At 41.0% G+C, this 17,717-nt stretch carries 12 protein-coding genes and 1 pseudogene; 6 read left to right on the top strand and 7 right to left on the bottom strand.

Annotated features, from left to right (window positions below; translation table 11 throughout):
• Window positions 1-500: 500 nt before the first annotated feature.
• Window positions 501-701: a cold-shock protein gene (locus GX654_10625; GenBank protein NLD37310.1), complete on the bottom strand. Its 201-nt coding sequence runs from the start codon at window positions 699-701 to the stop codon at window positions 501-503.
• Window positions 702-1,027: 326 nt separating this feature from the next.
• Window positions 1,028-2,584, bottom strand: a pseudogene (locus GX654_10620) (radical SAM protein).
• Window positions 2,585-2,985: 401 nt separating this feature from the next.
• Between GX654_10620 and GX654_10615 the strand changes: the two are divergent.
• On the top strand, window positions 2,986-4,260 hold the full coding sequence (locus tag GX654_10615; GenBank protein ID NLD37309.1) for a hypothetical protein: 1,275 nt from the start codon (window positions 2,986-2,988) through the stop codon (window positions 4,258-4,260).
• Between the two features lie 62 nt (window positions 4,261-4,322).
• Here GX654_10615 and GX654_10610 read toward each other — a convergent pair whose 3' ends face one another.
• Entirely contained in the window at window positions 4,323-5,612 is a 1,290-nt protein-coding gene (locus GX654_10610; GenBank protein ID NLD37308.1) for an MFS transporter, read from the bottom strand.
• A 494-nt stretch (window positions 5,613-6,106) separates the two neighbouring features.
• On the opposite strand from GX654_10610, the gene GX654_10605 reads away from it, so the two are divergent.
• The 4 genes from GX654_10605 (at window position 6,107) to GX654_10590 (ending at window position 10,424) form a co-directional block, all read left to right on the top strand.
• Window positions 6,107-6,247 carry a hypothetical protein gene (locus GX654_10605; protein ID NLD37307.1) on the top strand — a complete coding sequence of 47 codons (141 nt, stop codon included), beginning with the start codon at window positions 6,107-6,109 and terminating at the stop codon, window positions 6,245-6,247.
• A 231-nt stretch (window positions 6,248-6,478) separates the two neighbouring features.
• Window positions 6,479-8,122: a hypothetical protein gene (locus GX654_10600; protein NLD37306.1), complete on the top strand. Its 1,644-nt coding sequence runs from the start codon at window positions 6,479-6,481 to the stop codon at window positions 8,120-8,122.
• A 63-nt stretch (window positions 8,123-8,185) separates the two neighbouring features.
• Window positions 8,186-9,070, top strand: coding sequence for an isocitrate lyase/PEP mutase family protein (locus GX654_10595; protein NLD37305.1), 885 nt, complete (start codon window positions 8,186-8,188; stop codon window positions 9,068-9,070).
• A 334-nt stretch (window positions 9,071-9,404) separates the two neighbouring features.
• The gene (locus GX654_10590; GenBank protein NLD37304.1) at window positions 9,405-10,424 is read left to right on the top strand and encodes a uroporphyrinogen decarboxylase (URO-D); all 1,020 of its coding nucleotides are present in this window, start codon (window positions 9,405-9,407) and stop codon (window positions 10,422-10,424) included.
• Between the two features lie 202 nt (window positions 10,425-10,626).
• Here the strand turns inward: GX654_10590 and GX654_10585 are convergent, their stop codons facing one another.
• Entirely contained in the window at window positions 10,627-13,137 is a 2,511-nt protein-coding gene (locus GX654_10585) for a molybdopterin-dependent oxidoreductase (GenBank protein ID NLD37303.1), read from the bottom strand.
• A gap of 243 nt (window positions 13,138-13,380) precedes the next feature.
• The gene (locus GX654_10580) at window positions 13,381-14,442 is read right to left on the bottom strand and encodes a hypothetical protein (protein ID NLD37302.1); all 1,062 of its coding nucleotides are present in this window, start codon (window positions 14,440-14,442) and stop codon (window positions 13,381-13,383) included.
• A 634-nt stretch (window positions 14,443-15,076) separates the two neighbouring features.
• On the opposite strand from GX654_10580, the gene GX654_10575 reads away from it, so the two are divergent.
• Window positions 15,077-16,042, top strand: a complete 966-nt coding sequence (locus GX654_10575) for a calcium/sodium antiporter (protein ID NLD37301.1) — start codon at window positions 15,077-15,079, stop codon at window positions 16,040-16,042.
• Window positions 16,043-16,358: 316 nt separating this feature from the next.
• Here the strand turns inward: GX654_10575 and GX654_10570 are convergent, their stop codons facing one another.
• Both GX654_10570 and GX654_10565 read right to left on the bottom strand, forming a co-directional pair.
• Window positions 16,359-17,114, bottom strand: a complete 756-nt coding sequence (locus tag GX654_10570) for a hypothetical protein (protein NLD37300.1) — start codon at window positions 17,112-17,114, stop codon at window positions 16,359-16,361.
• 77 nt (window positions 17,115-17,191) lie between these two features.
• Window positions 17,192-17,506, bottom strand: coding sequence for a hypothetical protein (locus tag GX654_10565; protein ID NLD37299.1), 315 nt, complete (start codon window positions 17,504-17,506; stop codon window positions 17,192-17,194).
• Window positions 17,507-17,717: the final 211 nt, after the last annotated feature.

Here is a 17,717-nt window from a genome sequence, read left to right as displayed (position 1 = left end):
TTCGATAAGCATGAATCATATCCTCCTTCCCATAGGTTAGTCACCAACAGGAAGTACTTGATTTGATTCATGCTTTCAAGTTTTTTATTAACCTGGCACCCACAAATTCTTGTGAGGAGCCAATTTTTTTATAGCATCCCACAGGAAGTTCATTAAGTCAACTTACTATGCAATAATCGATCAGGCTTGTTATTAGAACACATACTAATGGAAAGCCTGTTTCTAAAGGGCTCCAAAGCGGGTGAAAGAGAGATCGAAAAAGGCGAAAATATAACGCCTTGTCATTATCAGGTGTACGCTGTAGAAATTGAGTTTTTTGAAATTAAATTATGAGGATTTTTTGAGTAGGGCGTTTCGCCAACTTCGATACAGCCTGCAATCATCTGCTACTTTTTTCTTATATTGATTTACGCTGATAATTCATCGTGTAAATCAAAAAATAAAAGGACGCCCATAAATATTATAAGCGCCCTTAATTATCTAACTATTTAAATAAACTACTAAACAGTTTTTACGTTTACTGCTGATGGGCCTTTCGGGCCATTCTCAATATCAAACGTAACACGAGCACCTTCATCCAGGCTCTTGAAACCGTTTGATACAATACCTGAATGATGAACAAATACATCCGGTCCATCGTCCTGTCCGATAAAACCAAAACCTTTTTTATCATTAAACCATTTCACTGTACCACTACTCATTTTGACATCCTCCTTTCGAATTAAATTTTAGTTTCTATACAAAGGATGCCTAAAAGTCTTACCCTGTGAATGAAACCAGTCGGCAACTAAACCCGACCCTTTTTTATTTTCACCAATATATACCTTATTAAATAGAAATCAAGAAAATTATTAGTCAAAGGATAAGATCCATGCATTTGCATTTTTATACCCCATCATAACTAGGTTTTATACCTTAAACCAGCCTGTTCAGGTAAGACCGGAATTATCTTTGAAGGAAGAGAGACTGTTTCTATCTTACTTTTGCCAGGGAAATGGCCTGTTTTATTTTCATCATAAAGAGTACAAGATGTCTTTGGGTTTATTTTATCACCTGAAATGCGGCAACGCAGATACTCCTTGAGACTTAAAAGAACAACCAGCGCTGATAAACCCAATATTCGTATACCCACCCTTCCAAAAGCTTCACAATAAAGACCTTTAATCTCTTTAAGCAGGGATTCACTTTTACGGTTCTGAACAAAAATGGTTGCTGCAACAAGAAAATACCTCATAATTTTAAGTCTCTTCTCAAATGAGGCTGTATGTCTTCTTATTGTTTCATCACTGTGTTCTTTACAATATATGTAACCCATTAATGCTGTTTTTATGGCACGAAGCATGGAGGCCCCGTTCCGGTTATAGTCGATCTCGAATGCCAGCCTTAAAAACTCCCTTGATTCATCCCTTGTAAAATGGGCATGGTTGAACCATATTTCTCCCTGACCATGTTGCGATTCATATGGCACCTCATTATTTAACTTCCCGGCCTTTTCATAGTCACTGTACAACTGTGTGCCAGGTATTGGCCCAAGGGATGCAAACTGAAGATAATCAGGGTCAAGTGAGGTGACAAAATCAACATCTTCCCAGATTGTCTTTTTATCGTGCTGTTCAAGAAAAAGGATGGATGAGGCAAGTATACTGATCCCTCTTTTCCTTAGTTCAGCGATAAGTACAGGGAAGTCCGTCCCTCTGTTTTTCAGGTATATCTCCTGCCGTGATTCAACACCAATCCATATAAAACTGATACCCATCCTTACAAGGATATCAAGGTCGTTCAGTTCCCTGATTGTTTCGGCTGAACTGAATATTGCAAAGGTAAAATGGCGGTTATTACGTTCCATCAGTTCGAGCAGTTCCAGTGCCCTACCCTTCATTTTTAGAAAGTTTTCATCCAGAACACCAAAATCAGTTATCCCCATCTCATCCTCATATTTGCAGCAGAGATCATATATCTCTTTTCCGCTCTTCAGGTATGGAATGTAATCCCCAAAAAAGTGTGACGTTGCGCAAAACCTGCATTTATTAGGACAACCCACACCAGTAATCAGTATCCCTGAATCAGAGGCCCATGGAACCCCCATAACCCTCCTGTTAAATGAGCTGTAACCAAGAGGGTGCTTAATGGGTTTATCCGGGTTCTCTCCAAAAAGCTTTCTTAAGAAGAATACCCCTTCACCTTTGCATATATAGTCATTATCAATCATCGCCTCTATTCCGGGAATACTTACTCCATGCCCTCCAAGTATAATTTTTGACTCAGGTGACAACTGCCGGATAAGTCTTGCCATCTCCTTTGCCTTCTTGAAATTGGGGATAATGAAGCTTATCCCTATATAGTCGTAACCCTTTCTCAGTTCATGTCTGAAACGTTTAAGGTTTGGAAAATCCAGAACTGTGGTCGGAATGTCGATATTCTCAGCAAGAAAATAAAGGCCCTGGCTCCTGTGGTTGAAACGATAGGAAAATATGCCCTGTTCTCTTGTAACCTGATTATGGAACAGCTCCATCTTATTTTCTTTTACGCCATATTCATCATCTACTGCATATGGTCCGAATACCGAGGTAAGTAATAATCTCATGTAATGACTCCAAATAAAAAAGCCGCAGGATTAAGTAAAATCCCGCGGCTTGAAATAAAAGTTTTAGAAATTTTATCTATAATTCAAATTTATGAAACACAACAACAAAGAAACATAACCCGGTTGCATGCTAATTGTCAATTTATGAATTCAAATATATGGTATGCCAGAATTAATACTGAATATGCAAAACCTGTCAGGAATTCCCTTTTTACATGTTAAACCTGCTCAACCTCTGAACGGATACTCCCATTACTCATCGTGAATATTACATTGTATTGAGGCAGTAATTTGGATGTTAATGAGCGCTATTTCAGATATTACTGAATCAGCTATTGACTTAGTGAAGAGTTCAGAATAGAGATTACCCTTCATTTTGTATTTTTTTAAAAGGAAATTTTATGGCTGTAAGTAAAGAAGAATCACTTGAATATCACAGGAAAATAAGACCTGGAAAAATAGAGGTAAATGCAACAAAATCACTCTCAACATCCTATGATCTGAGCATGGCCTATACCCCCGGGGTAGCTTACCCGTGCCTTGAGATAGAGGAAAACCCTCAGCTTGCATATGAATATACAGCAAAGGGAAACCTGGTGGCAGTAATAACAGATGGTACTGCTGTTCTTGGATTAGGCAACATAGGTGCCCTTGCAGGAAAACCGGTTATGGAAGGTAAAGGCGTTCTGTTCAAGAAACTGGCAGATATAGATGTCTTTGATCTTGAATTAAATACCCAAACACCTGATCAGTTCATACAGGCAGTAAAGGCTATGGAACCTACATTCGGAGGTATAAACCTTGAGGATATATCAGCTCCTGACTGCTTCTACATAGAAGAAGAGCTTAAAAAGCACCTGAAAATACCGGTATTTCATGATGATCAGCATGGCACTGCAATAATTACCACTGCGGCGCTTATGAATGCTGTTGAAGTCACTGGTAAAAAGATCGACGAAATCAGGGTGGTTTACAATGGCGCAGGAGCAGCAGGTATTGCCTGCTGTAAACTCCATTTTTTAATTGGGGTAAAAAAGGAGAATGTTATCCTGTGTGACAGTAAAGGCGTGATCTATAAGGGAAGAACAGAAGGAATGAATCCATACAAGGAGGAGCTTGCAGCAGATACGCCATGCCGTACCCTTGAAGAGGCGCTTGTGGGCGCTGATGTTTTTGTCGGTATATCTGTTAAAGATGCCCTTAAGCCAGAGATGTTACTAAAAATGGCAGATAAACCAGTCATATTTGCTCTTGCAAATCCTGACCCTGAGATAGATTATGACCATGCAAAAAAGTCTGGGCCTGATGCTATCATAGCTACAGGCAGGTCTGATTTCCCTAACCAGGTTAATAATGTGCTTGGGTTCCCATTTATATTTAGGGGTGCCCTTGACTGCCAGGCAACAGAGATCAATGATGCCATGAAGCTTGCAGCAGCCTATGCCCTTGCGGGTTTAGCCAAACAGGATGTTCCAGATCTGGTCCTTAATGCCTATGGTTTAAAATCCCTCCAGTTCGGGCCTGATTACATTATTCCAAAGCCCTTTGACCCAAGGGCTATTTTCTGGGTAACACCTGCCATTGTAGAGGCAGCAATGAGTACAGGAGTTGCAAGAAAACCGATAATTGATATGGATGGTTATCGAAATAAGCTTAAAAGGCTTATGACAATATGACTCACATCTACAGTTGGTTCATTAAAAAAAAGGGGGGGTATAATAAACATGCCCCCTTTATGCTATACAGACAACTGATACCTTATTTTATTTTTCTCCGGTGATGCCATCCATATCCCGAGTGCGCCAAGGAGTATACAAACCATATGAGATAAAAAGGGCAACAGATAACTTCCTCTTGCATCATAGAGATATCCGCCTGCATATGAGCTGAATGCACCGCCAATTCCATAGGCCACAGATACGGTAGCAATTATCTTTCCGAATGATGGCCCGGCATAGAGATCCGCCATACTGCTTGCATAGATTGGGGAATATGCACCCTGCCCTACCCCGTAAAGCAAAGCAAAAAGATACAGAAGTATATTTAGATGTGCCTCCTTAAGAAACAGAAAAAATAACATCCCTGAAAAGGCCAAAACAGAGCCAAAAGCAAGTGCCCTTTTTCTGCCGATACGATCGGATATTGCCCCGAAAAATGCATTTCCAATAGAACCAAGCCCCCAAGTGATGCCGAGCATAGATGCTGCGAGCAAATGGCTGAATCCGGAATCAACAACATACACTGTCTGATGAACCACCATCATGCTGACTATATACCCGTGGCACGCGGCGGTCAGGTTGATCCACCAGAAAGGAGCTGTTTTTACTGCCATACCAATAGTCCACTGGCGTTCAGATATCTTCTCAGCATTGATGCCTGACAGGATACCCCCTGCCCTTTCCTCTCTCCTATTTTTAACATTATCAGGCAAAAGCCCGATTTCCTGTGGTGAATGCCTTAAAAAAATGGATGCAGCAGGTATGATGAATAGTAATACAGCAGTCGCAGTCACTAAAAATGCGGCCCTCCAGCCCCAGTATTTTATTATTAACCCTGCAATCATTGCCACAAAAAGTGACCCTGCTCCTATCCCTGAGGCAGCAATCCCGTTTGCAAGCCCCTTTTTCTTTATAAACCATCTTGGGACAATGGTCATGTTGGGTGCGAATCCTGTCATGTTTATACCGATTGCTGTAAACACTCCCCAGAAGAGGTATAACTGCCACCTGTTGCTGATAAAGCTGCACAAAATCAGGCCGATTGCAAGAAATGCTGCTCCGACCGGGAAAAGGCGCCTTGGGCTGAACCTGTCGATCAGGTAGCCTGAAACAGGTGCAAACATGGCGTGAACACACATGGCAATTGAAAAAGCCAGCGCAGTGTCTGCCCTGCTCCACCTGAAATCATCAAGGATAGCAACATAATAAACGCCAAATGATACCCTGATCCCTATTGAAAAAAACAGGGTCAGGAATGAAACGGCCACTATTATCCAGCCGTAATAGAATATATGCTTTTTATTGTTCATTTTTTCTGTAATCAGTTAAAACTGTCAAATAGTTAATATGAGATTATTAACCCCTGTTTTGAAGTCAAGGCAAGATAAAAATTAAGCAAAGCAATCCACTCAAAAATAAAATCATTATTTTTGTAATGAAAAGGAAAAAAATGTGGAATTGTTTTAAAAAATGGATATTTGGATTGACTAAAACAATAACTTTGTATAATTAATACATTTTTTGATTAACAGGGATAATATCCGTATATATATTGCACGAGAAAAAGGAGGATAAAGTTTTCAATGGGAAGCCATAAAAAAATTGAGAGAAAACGCGAAATAGAAAGAAGAAGACACCGCAGGAAAAAAAGGCTTAAACTGAGGGCAAAGGAAGAGGCCGCCAAAAGGTAGTATATTATCGGGGCATTAGTATGCTGTTTTATATCATTGCTATTGCCCTTTTTATAAATATTGATCAAATATTTGTGCCATAGTGCATAAATAATATTGAAAGGAATATAACAATGAGTTCCAATTCAAAACAGACAAAAATTGTCAGGAAAAACAAGGTAAAGGCTAATAAGCCGAATCTGAAGGCAGATAGAAAACGCGATCAGCTGAATCGCGAAGTACTTAAGGAACTTGCAGAAAAAGACAAGAAGTAATTCTTAGCTTAACCGAATCTCTTTTTTGTAAAATAATATCTCCCTTCTGCTCGTTATCTATCATTTATAACCACCTCACTTTTGAGGTGGTTTTTTTATACTGCAATCATATGACATATCAGAAGACCTTAAACTTATTTAAAATAAAAAATTGGGTTAATAATTACATTATAGAATATCAAAGCTCATTCTGTTATATTGCAGGAGAGAAATAGAGATTTTAATATAAAAATGAAAAAAACTATAGATAACCATTTCTACTGTATAATCGCAATATTCATTGCCTTTTTATCGTCCATTTTAAATACCGGGTGCGGTGATAAGCAATGCCTTAAAGGCAATTGCATTGATGGTTATGGCATATTTGAATCACTTAAGGGTCTCAAATATGAAGGAAATTTTCAACAGGGTAAATATCATGGAAGCGGTAAGCTGTTTTTCACTGATGGAGGAGAATATCAGGGCGAGTTTTCAGGTGGCATTCAGAACGGATATGGTGTGATGACATACAATGATGGCTCCAGATACACAGGGCAATGGAAAGATGGATTAAGACATGGAAAGGGAGATTACATCTCATCAGACGGGATATCCTATTCCGGTGACTGGGATATGGGGATAATCACGGGAAAAGGAGTAATGGAATATAATGATGGCAGTAAATATGAAGGGGAACTGCTAAACGGGAAAAGAGAGGGCACAGGGGAACTTACCCTGCCAGGTGGTGATAAATATAATGGACGCTTTACAAATGATGAGATGACCGGTATTGGCGTTTTTACAATAAAAGATAGCACCAGATATGAAGGCATATTTGAAAAAGGAATACTGAACGGGCAATGCACTGTTTCATATCCTGACAGCAGCATCTATCAGGGTGAATGTAAAGAAAATGTCAGATCAGGCATGGGAGAGCTTACATATAAGGACAGAAGAAGGTATAAAGGGCAGTTTGTAAACGGTATATTTCATGGAGAGGGTGAGTATGACCTTGAAGACGGGTCAAAATATACCGGTATGTTTAAAGAAAACCAAATTACAGGAATAGGAACCATGAGATACCCTGATGGCTCAAGGTATACAGGGGATTTCTGGAATGGAAAAAGAAACGGCAGAGGTGAGCTCATCCGGTCAAATGGAGATATATACAGGGGTGAATTCACAAATAATAACAAGAATGGAATCGGCACTACAATTTATGCTGATGGGTCTAAATATAAAGGGTATTGGAAAGGAAATAAAAAAACAGGCAAAGGCACTTTTGTCTGGCCTGATGGAAGTAGATATGATGGTGATTATGAAAATGATCTAATGCATGGTTCAGGGATATACATGCTTGCTGATGGCTCTGTTTATGAAGGGGAATTTTCTCAGGGGAAGATATCAGGCACTGGCACAATGAGATATAAAAATGGTCAGGTTTACTCAGGCAGCTGGAAAGATGAAAAATGGCATGGCGAAGGGATGCTTGCATGGCCTGAGGGAAAAAGCTACAAAGGACAGTTAACTGATGGCCAGATCACAGGAACAGGCCGCATAAACTTTCCTGATGGAAGGGTGTATGAGGGTGATCTTGTAAAAGGCATTATGCATGGAAAGGGTTCATTAACCTGGCCTGATGGCCGTGAATACAATGGTGAGTGGGATAATGGCAAGTACAGCAATAATGGGACTTACACCTTCCCTGATGGCAGACAATATGTGGGTCAATGGAAAAATGGTGAGTATAACGGGAATGGTAGGATCCAGTACCCTGATGGAAGCAGTTATGAAGGGATGTGGCGAAATAATATGATGGACGGTAAAGGGACATATATTAAAGCAGATGGAACTGTTACAAGGGGTGAGTGGAAAGAAGGGGTTCAGATTGAATAATTTTTTTCCTTTCAGCTTTCAGCCTTGAGCCTACGATTTTAGATCACAGGAAATCCATATATTATGAAAAACGATATTAATAATAATCAAACAGCAACATTGAGAAAACTCTTAAACAGTCATGAATTAATAATCATGCCCTGCTGTTATGATGGATTAAGCGCAAAACTAATCCAAGATGCCGGGTTTAACCTCACCTTTATGAGCGGGTTTGCAGTATCTGCTGCCAGGCTGGGCCTGCCTGACACAGGGCTTATATCATATGGTGAAATGGCAGATCAGCTAAAAAACATATGCAGCGCCATAAAGATACCTGTTATAGCTGACGGTGACACAGGGTATGGCAATGCGGTTAATGTTAAGCGCACTGTTCATGGATATATCCAGGCAGGTGCAGCAGGTATTATGATAGAGGATCAGAAGAGCCCCAAACGGTGCGGACATACATCAGGCAAAGAGGTTATAGAGAGAAAGGATGCTGTTATAAGGTTAAAGGCAGCCATAGAGGCGCAAAAAGAGGCTTTAGATAATGGAAAGGATATTGTTATCATGGCCCGCACAGATGCACGTGCAACCCTTGGCCTTGATGAGGCCATAGAACGCGCTAAGATATTTAACGATATGGGTGCTGATATACTTTTTGTAGAGGCCCCATGCTCAGAAGAGGAAATGGAAATCATATGCATTAAAGCCCCTGGATGTCATATGGCAAATATGGTAGAGCATGGCAAGACACCTGTATTGACCCCTGTCCGCCTTGCTGAGCTTGGTTATAAAATTGCAGCTTACCCCCTTACCCTCTTATCTGCCTCTGTATATGCCATGAAAATGGCCTTGTCTAAACTGGCAAAAGGTGAATCAAATAATGCCATAATGGATTTTAAGGAGCTTCAGACAATCATCGGCTTTTCAGAATATGATGAAACTTTAAAACGACTTGAAAAGTAAAAAACAAAAAAAATGGGATGTTTTTTATATTTGCTCATCTTCTCCTAATGTTATATCAATCTTATGATTATTGAAAAAGTGTTAATAATGTTTTAAATAAAAGCCAAAGTATTCATTCATGCTCGCGCCCATCCTCCGCAGTGGCGCTGCTATCAAGGATTGACAGGCTGAATTCCATTTTGTATATACATAACCTAAAGTGAATTCCCGCTGAAATTAATCCCGTATTTGGTGCGTGGCGGAAATGACGTAGACGGTGTTCGTTCATTTATATAATGTAATAAGGACATAAAAAATCCCATTTATTCATTTTTTTAGGCTTAAGGAGATCTATATGCTTACAGCTAAACAAAACTTTCTGGAGACAATTAAGAAAAATGGCAAGCCTGACAGGCTGGTAAATCAATATGAAAACATGGTTCTATTTATGGCTGACCCTGTTGCACTCTATGCAAGGGGAAAGCGGTTTAAAGGCATGGAACCGATCCGCGATAAATGGGGAACCTGCGTTGTATGGCCGGATGATCAGCTTGCGGCAATGCCCCATGTTACGGCTGATGACAAGGTCGTTAAGGATATTTGCAACTGGAAAAATACGGCAAAGGCGCCGGATATTGTCGGCAACTGTTCTGACTCCAGGGTATGGGATCAGGCCATTGAGGCAATCTCTAAAATAGATCGTGAGAATTATATGCTCATGGCCTTTATGCCAACCGGCGTGTTTGAGCAGCTGCATTTCCTTATGGGTTTTGAGGACACCCTCATGAATTTTCTAGCTGAGCCTGAATGTATGATGGAGCTATGTGATTATGTGGGCGAATACAGGTATAACTACATGAAGCTCATAGTGGATAACCTCAAGCCTGATATCATGCTTTCACATGATGACTGGGGCAGTAAAAACAGCATGTTTATGAGCCCTGATACATGGCGTGAATTTATAAAACCCCAGTTTGTGAAAACATACCGGTATATGAATGAAAAAGGGGTAATAATAATGCATCATGCCGATTCATTTCTCGAACCGATTGTAGAGGACATGGTTGAACTTGGAATAGATATCTGGCAGGGCGCCCTTCCGCAGAATAATATCCCCAAGATACAGAAACAGATTAAAGGAGGCATGGTCATAATGGGCGGTGTTGATGCCGCCATTGTTGACAGGGACGATTCCACTGATGATGAAATCCGCACCGAGGTAAAGAGGGCGCTGGAACAATATACACCAGGTGGCAGCTTTATCCCAGGCCTGACCTATGGCGCCCCAGGCAGCATCCATCCAAAGGTGGATGTAATTTTTACCGAAGAGCTTGAAAAATTTAACAGGGAAAGATACAAACAGTTGATAGGTTAATCTTTTCCAAATCGAAATCCAAATCGGTTATCGCAATCGGTTATCGCAATCGGTTATCGCAATCGGTTATCGCAATCGGTTATCGCAATCGGTTATCGCAATCGAAATCCAAATCGTATTTAAAATTTAAATACCGATTGCGATTTCGATAACGATTTCGATTTCGATGAACCCGCCGATTTCGATTTCGATTATAAAAGCTTCATATCCTCCCCAGCGCTTTAAGCACCCTGTCAGGTGTAATCGGGTAATCAAGAATCCACTTTTTGGTGGCATTATATATCGCTCCGGAGGTTATACCTGACAGGGCAGCGCCGATATTTTCGCCAATACCAAATGCGCCGTATGTGCCATATCCGAGATGGGTCTCTATCAGGTGGCAGTCTACAACAGGATAATCGTTCATGGTACCGAAATGATAATTGATATGGTCAAAATTTAACCCTACCCCTGTTTCAGGGCAAAATATCTTTTCCTCTGTTGCGCTCCTCCCTAAGCCCATTATTGCACCACCATACTGTTGCCCCTCAGCCCCCTTACGATTAAAGAGGTGACCTATGTCGTTAGCGCATACCACATTTGTTACATAGACCATACCGGTTTCAGTATCCACCTCTACCTCTATAAAATGGGCCTGTCTCCCCATAACATAGTTCTCGCCCCCCATCATCGCTCCGGACATCATGCTGCTTATCGGAGATCCCACATCAGGGTGAACTATTATTGGGTTTGTCTGCATAAAGCCGCCAGCAACCTGGCTTACATGCATCCTTTTTTCCGGGTTTGCCTTTTCAAATACATAGCTATCCCTGATATCATAATCATCAGGCTTTTTCTTTGCAGATGATCCCGCATTTCCGTTCATGCCAAACATGAAGCCCGGCATGCCTCCGCCCATCATTGAACCTGCTGATTCAAGTATCTTCTGTTTTAACTCACGGGCTGCAATAACCAGTTGAAAAGTGGCATTTACAGTACCGGTTGACCCGGCAGGCTGTGCAAGAGAATAGGCGCTGTTATCAGAAGATTGCTGCTGAATAAGCACATCCTCATAGTTCAGCCCAAGCTCTGCAGCCACGCAATGGCGATAACCTGATTCAGTATCTGTGCCCATGTTGCATCTAAGGCCAACAATTGTAACCTTTCCATCCTTCATAATCAGGCAAGCAAAGGAATTACTTACAAATGACATGGCCCCCCTGCCCCAGTGCCATACGTTTATTGAGGTAAATCCCATGCCATGCATACGACCGTTTTTTAGCTGCCTTGAGCCAGGTGCATGCCACTTTTTGTCCCATTCTATGGCCTTTTTCCCTATCTCAATTACCTCTTTCAGGCTATGCCTCTGTGGAAACCCGTTCTCTTTCTGATACTTTGTGACCCATTCCCAGTCATGCCCGTTGCAACCGTCATTTTTGAGGGCGACCTCAGTAGGATCAAGCCCCAATTCTGCTGCGACCATGTCAAACATTACATTATGCGGTACACATGAGGCAGCACCGTGCCTGAAACATGCCTGATGGCCCATGTTGGTGAATGACCATGATTGAGTGCCTTTAATATTTGGTATTTTTGTACACTCAGGGGTCTTGTCTACAGCAGGATTTCTTACACCCACCATATGCCAGTGGTATGCGGTAATGGTCCCGTCCTTTTTTGCCCCTACCTTGCAGATATAGGTGCCTGCCTCATCTCCGCCACAGTAAAAACTGCTCTCATCATATAAAAGCTTTACCGCTCTTCCCCCTGCCCTTTTGGCCAGTATCACTGCAAGCTTGATAAAGAGATCCGAATAGGCAAGCCATGAGAGCCCCCCGAACCATGAACCTTGGTATGGAAATTTAACAGTAATCTTTGACCAGTGGGTGCTGGCCTTATCAGGCATTGGAGCAGCCTGACCTAACCCGCCTCCAAAAAACGGCATCCCGGCAGAAGGCCCGCCCATACTCATTCCCGGTGTGGTCAGGTTTCTCTGGGGATTTGCCTGATGATGAACCCAGAGATCAAGAAAATCATCTCTCCACTGGGCCACACAGACCATTGCCTCAACACCGGCTGGAGAATTCATAGCCCTCTTAACAGTATATTCAATTATTTTATCAGCCTCGGAAAACCCCCTTTCAACATCCCCTATCTCCCTTTTTTCCGTCATAACCATATTGGGACTTTGCTTTGATTCCTTATCAGACATCCCGAACCCAAAACCGAAACCCATTGGTTGAGCCTCAGGCATAATCCTTTGGGCATCAGGTCTTGCAGAATCCTCCATATCAAGTATAAAAGGCTGCTCCTCCCACTCAATCTTTATCGCCCTTAAGGCACAGTCGCATACCTCTTCGCTGTCTGCCACAACAGCAACCCCCATCGGATGCTGATAAAAATCACTTATTCCGGGAAGGGCCAGTATGCTGTACATGGCGCCGGTGTCAGCGCCAACACCACGGTTGCCGGCTATATCAGGATCATCAAACCTTAGAATATCCCTGACGCCAATAATCTTTTCAGCTTCACCCGTATCTATATTTTTAATCTTTGCATGTGCATAGGGAGAAGTGAGTGTTTTGGCATAAAGCATCCCTGGAAGCACAACATCCCTTGTGTAAACCGCCTGACCTGATGCCCTTTCAAATGCATCCTGGCGGCTGGTATTATCTTTTATTCTTTTACTGGATTCAGGCACAGGCCATGTCCAGGGTCTGTTCTGGTCTGCCATTCTTTGCTCCTGGCTGAAAAATTTTTTATTTAATTGATGTAAGGCTAGATTGTATTAGTTTGTTTAGTGGTGATAACTATAAAAAGATCGATTTTGTGTCAAGGCAAAAATATCGAAATCGTAATCGGATTTTTGATTTAAATCGAAATCGGATTCTCCAACATATTCAAAATCGATTTCGATGACGATTTCGATAGCGATTTCGATTTGGATTAGAGAAGATGGATATTAATATATACCCCGCTATTCCATCCCCATATCCTTTGCCTTTTCATGGGTCATGACCCCGCGCTTAATCAATTTACCTGCAAGCTCGTTACAGTAATTGCAGTCAATACACTCATGATCGCATGATGTAACCTTTTCAAAAAATCCTTCATTATCAAGGCCGCGGTTATCAAGGTACAGGAGGTTAGATATGCCGCATGAATAGAGATTTCCTGCCATAAGCTCCAGCAGGTCGCCATCCCAACTCTGCCCCATATATGCCTTTAGCGTGCGCAAAATCATATTCCTGGAACTTGTTCTGCCCACAAGCTTGAAAAATATTGATATATCTCCATATTCCTCAAGGTCTTCAGGCCTGATCCACCCTGACTTGATCAGTTGAGAAGGGTCACTCTTTGAAACCTGTATACAGTTCAGGCTGAAGACATTATCCTCTGGCCTGTTACCTTCTGCACCAGGATTCCTTGACCTGTGAGAGATATAGTTGAAATGAAATTTGCGGAAAGGGCATTTAAACAGGCATCCCTCATTCACCATCAGCTTTATTTCAAGAGCTGTCTTTTCTTTTATCCTTTTAAGGAGTCTTAGATTACGATTGATATTAACATCAGGCGTAAATGAATCAGCGCCTGCCTTTTTATAGATCATGGCCTTATCAATACAGTCAATATCCGCGAGCACAGAGGCGCAGATTTCAATTTCAGGAAAATGCCTTCTTATCTCCCTTATGTACATAGGATTTGCAATGGTAATGGCCTCAACGTGGCAGACCTCAAATACCCTTTTCAGGTAGGCAATTGTGCTGTTTAACATTCCTGATGAGTACCAGTCTGCCCCTTCACATACGGAATTCATAAGCAGGTTAACACGTATGCCTTCATCATGAACTCTTTTAACTACATCTGAAAAATCATCAAATGTCTGTGCTTTGGATATCCTGCCTGAACCTGCAAATTCCTGCGGACCTGAAAGATATATCTCTCTTATCCTGTTTGCATTGTTATCCTTCCATTTAAAAACCTCTGCAAGTGTATCAGGGTCATTATTATATGGGACTGAAAATTCAAGGCTACCCATAAAGGCCTCCATAAATATGCCGGGTGGTTAATCATGTATATGGCTCCCAGCCAATGTAAACCGCGAATAAACGCTAATTGGTCTCCATCCCTAAACGCTCGTTTATGATTAAAGCTAAAAGCCATCAGAGTAAAGCTTAAAAATAAGACTTGGCTAATCGATGATCTCTGAAACCTTCATCCATAATATGTCTCTTTGTGGTCTAAAGTAATTGAGATGGCATGTCAAAGAAAATCTGGTAGTCGTCAACAGGGGACATATGCTTGTATTTGTTGCACTGTTAATTCTGAGTTAAAAACTTATAATATTCAATTCCCGCCAATTAAACAGGACATTAGGTTGATGAATACAAAGACAAAACCCCCTATTTAACCAGATCAGGGTAAGATAGATTGTCAGTTAAATCGATATCAGTACTCCGAAATCGAAATCGCCTGGTTTAGCGAGGCAACTCAACATTCATTTCAGATAATGGTGCATCTATATTGGCTAATAAAAACTATTGGATTTAAACCCAGCCTATCTATAGAGGCACCGCAAAATAAATTGACAGCTTGAGTTTAAGAATGTAGAAATCGAATCCTTAAACATTGATCATGAAAATATGCATTAAAAGACGACTTTAAAAAACATCATGCTATATCTTTTGTTCACTATTATAGGTTTTTTCCCTCTTATATGGGGCGCACATATACTGGTTGACAGCGCCTCTGCCCTGGCAAAGAGACTTGATATTCCCAATATCGTTATAGGTTTAACAATCGTCGCGTTCGGGACATCTTCGCCTGAGCTTGTAGTAAACCTGTTTGCAGCCATAAACAACGATACAGACATTGTCATGGGTAACATAATAGGCAGTAATATTTTTAATATACTGGGCATATTGGGTATATCCGCTATTGTTTATCCTTTGTCAGTAAAATCAAATACAACATGGATAGAAATTCCACTGGCCCTGCTTTCTGCACTACTGGTAATAGTTACATCAAATGATATCCTTTTTGATAATGCAGTATGGTCAGGGATATCAAGGGTTGATGGCATGGTATTCCTGCTTTTTTTCCTGGTATTCCTTGGTTACAATATAAAACTTGCAAAGGCAGGAAATGACGATGAAGATATGCGGATTAAAGATTATACCATCAGGAAGTCGATTATCGGCATATTAATTGGTTTAGTATTACTGGTGATTGGGGGAAGAGTTATAGTGGTATACTCAGTAGAATTTGCCCGGCTGCTGAATATATCCGAACGTATAATCGCCCTTACCATAATTTCTATCGGCACATCATTACCTGAGCTTGCAACATCCATAACCGCGGCAATGAAGAGAAATGTCGATATAGCAATCGGGAATGTCGTAGGATCAAATATCTTCAATATTTTTCTGATACTCGGTTTGTCCGCGGTCATATCTCCAGTCAGAGTTTTGCCAATATCAAACACCGATATGATTGTTAATATTGTTTCCAGCCTGATGCTGTTTATATTTGTTTTTACCGGAAAGGAAAATAAACTTGAAAGGTGGGAGGGTTCTATTTTCCTGTTCTTATACTGTTTTTATCTGATCTATTTACTAATTGGTAATACAGTAATATAAGAAGTTACATTATAGACGAAATTTAATAAATGTATGACACGCCCGACCCTTTCCTTTCAAATCGTAAGGAGGGTTAAGCCAAGCAAACCAACCTGCCTTTGGTTTCTCCGTGCCCTCCCTGGCCAGAATTAGCCTTGGCGACCGCGGATGTGTTCCTGTATGGTTGAGGTGGCAGTGGCTAAAATTGAACCGCAAAGACGCAAAGGGCGCCAGGAAAAGCAAAAAATTATTATTGAAATTGAAATATAATAAATACTTTCCTCAGTGCTCTCTGTGGTGAATAGTATTTTGGTTTTTCTGTCCCTAAGTACCCGGTTTAGTTTTCTACCCGATCATTATTTTTTATGATTTCTGTAAAAACTCCTGTCCCCGCTTTCTTTGAAATATTCTGATTTTTTGCATAGGCCGCCCCTGCACTTGATCTTATTGTATTAAGAGATTTACCTGAAATCCAATCATCAACTATGGCATGAAGAATGAATGCTCCGGGATACATGAACTGAGTGGTTAGCAAAATAGGACGACCGCCTGCAGAAATAATACGTTTTTTAAAATACTCTTCACTCTTGCAGCATAAGACAACGCAATCAGGGGTCTTGACCTGATCTCTGTTTTTATTTGGCATAGGAAGGGTGAAATCCATTAATCCATTGTGCCCGATATAGACCACCATATCGTATGTCCCTGATGAAATAGCCATTTCAAACGCTTGAATACATTTCGATATTGCCTCGCCTTTATATGCAAACGCATTCAATACCACTTGATGCCGTGTATGTTTAAAAACCATTGTTCGGAGAATAGAGCCATTGGTGTTTGTATTGTTGGTTTGTATTTTTTTCCAATCTTTGCTGCGCCCGAAGAATCCCTTCAGGCCATCAGCCGTACCCCAGTATAAGTTTTTATCAGGGTCATCCCCTTTACCGACAGCATCGGGAACCTTAACAATCCCTTGATGCTCATTGTCTGCTAGGGCAACAAATACACCAATAGTTTTAACCTTCTCCTGGGAAAATCCATAGCAGGGAAACAAAAGCATTAGCATTACAATACACAACAAGCGAATAAGCATGATATTAGTTCCTTATGGATTAAATGCCAGTGCTTACCGGATGGCATACTTTCCACGAATCTGAGTCAAAAAAGTGGTTAACCAACTGCTCGTTTAAATGCCGCTACTGCGATCATAAGTACTAAGCCTAATAAGCCACCATTTAAACAAATACCTACAATGCTCGGTATAAGAATTCCTTCCTTACCATATTTATTGATACCAAAAAGTGCGAATACACCCAACCCAAGCCCTAGAATAAATATAAGAGGGGTTGCCATTGATATCATTTTGTATGCCTCAGGATTGGACTTGGACAGTCCACTAGTAAAGATCATCACGCCAAGGGCAAGTAATGCTGCCGCCCAACTTGCTTTTGCAGCTTGTTTGCTAAACGGATTGTTTGTGTTCATATAATTCCTCTTACTGGTTAATGTATACATGAGATAGTTTGAAAAGTGTAGGTTGGGTTAAGCGAAGCAACCCAACTTTTATTTAAAATCACTCTTGTCCAAAAACGGTTTTTAGTTAATGAATTTTGATATTGAAAAAGTCCTCCTTATGGGAGATCGTTAAGTTACCAGACAAAACGAATTCCCAAAAGCAAAAGGAGGACAAACCTAT

It is taken from the genome of Desulfatiglans sp., from assembly GCA_012513605.1.
Classification (GTDB): Bacteria; Desulfobacterota; DSM-4660; order Desulfatiglandales; family HGW-15; genus JAAZBV01.
Note: the sequence above shows the minus strand (reverse complement) of the source record. Positions and strands in the feature narration are given on the sequence as shown.

Bases quoted from the DNA above. Each gene is read 5' to 3' on its own strand.
- GX654_10570 (NLD37300.1), bottom strand. From the start codon at position 17,114: ATGCTTATTCGCTTGTTGTGTATTGTAATGCTAATGCTTTTGTTTCCC.
- GX654_10595 (NLD37305.1), top strand. From the start codon at position 8,186: ATGAAAAACGATATTAATAATAATCAAACAGCAACATTGAGAAAACTC.
- GX654_10575 (NLD37301.1), top strand. From the start codon at position 15,077: ATGCTATATCTTTTGTTCACTATTATAGGTTTTTTCCCTCTTATATGG.
- GX654_10605 (NLD37307.1), top strand. From the start codon at position 6,107: ATGAGTTCCAATTCAAAACAGACAAAAATTGTCAGGAAAAACAAGGTA.
- GX654_10590 (NLD37304.1), top strand. From the start codon at position 9,405: ATGCTTACAGCTAAACAAAACTTTCTGGAGACAATTAAGAAAAATGGC.
- GX654_10600 (NLD37306.1), top strand. From the start codon at position 6,479: ATGAAAAAAACTATAGATAACCATTTCTACTGTATAATCGCAATATTC.
- GX654_10615 (NLD37309.1), top strand. From the start codon at position 2,986: ATGGCTGTAAGTAAAGAAGAATCACTTGAATATCACAGGAAAATAAGA.
- GX654_10565 (NLD37299.1), bottom strand. From the start codon at position 17,506: ATGAACACAAACAATCCGTTTAGCAAACAAGCTGCAAAAGCAAGTTGG.
- GX654_10610 (NLD37308.1), bottom strand. From the start codon at position 5,612: ATGAACAATAAAAAGCATATATTCTATTACGGCTGGATAATAGTGGCC.
- GX654_10580 (NLD37302.1), bottom strand. From the start codon at position 14,442: ATGGGTAGCCTTGAATTTTCAGTCCCATATAATAATGACCCTGATACA.
- GX654_10585 (NLD37303.1), bottom strand. From the start codon at position 13,137: ATGGCAGACCAGAACAGACCCTGGACATGGCCTGTGCCTGAATCCAGT.
- GX654_10625 (NLD37310.1), bottom strand. From the start codon at position 701: ATGAGTAGTGGTACAGTGAAATGGTTTAATGATAAAAAAGGTTTTGGT.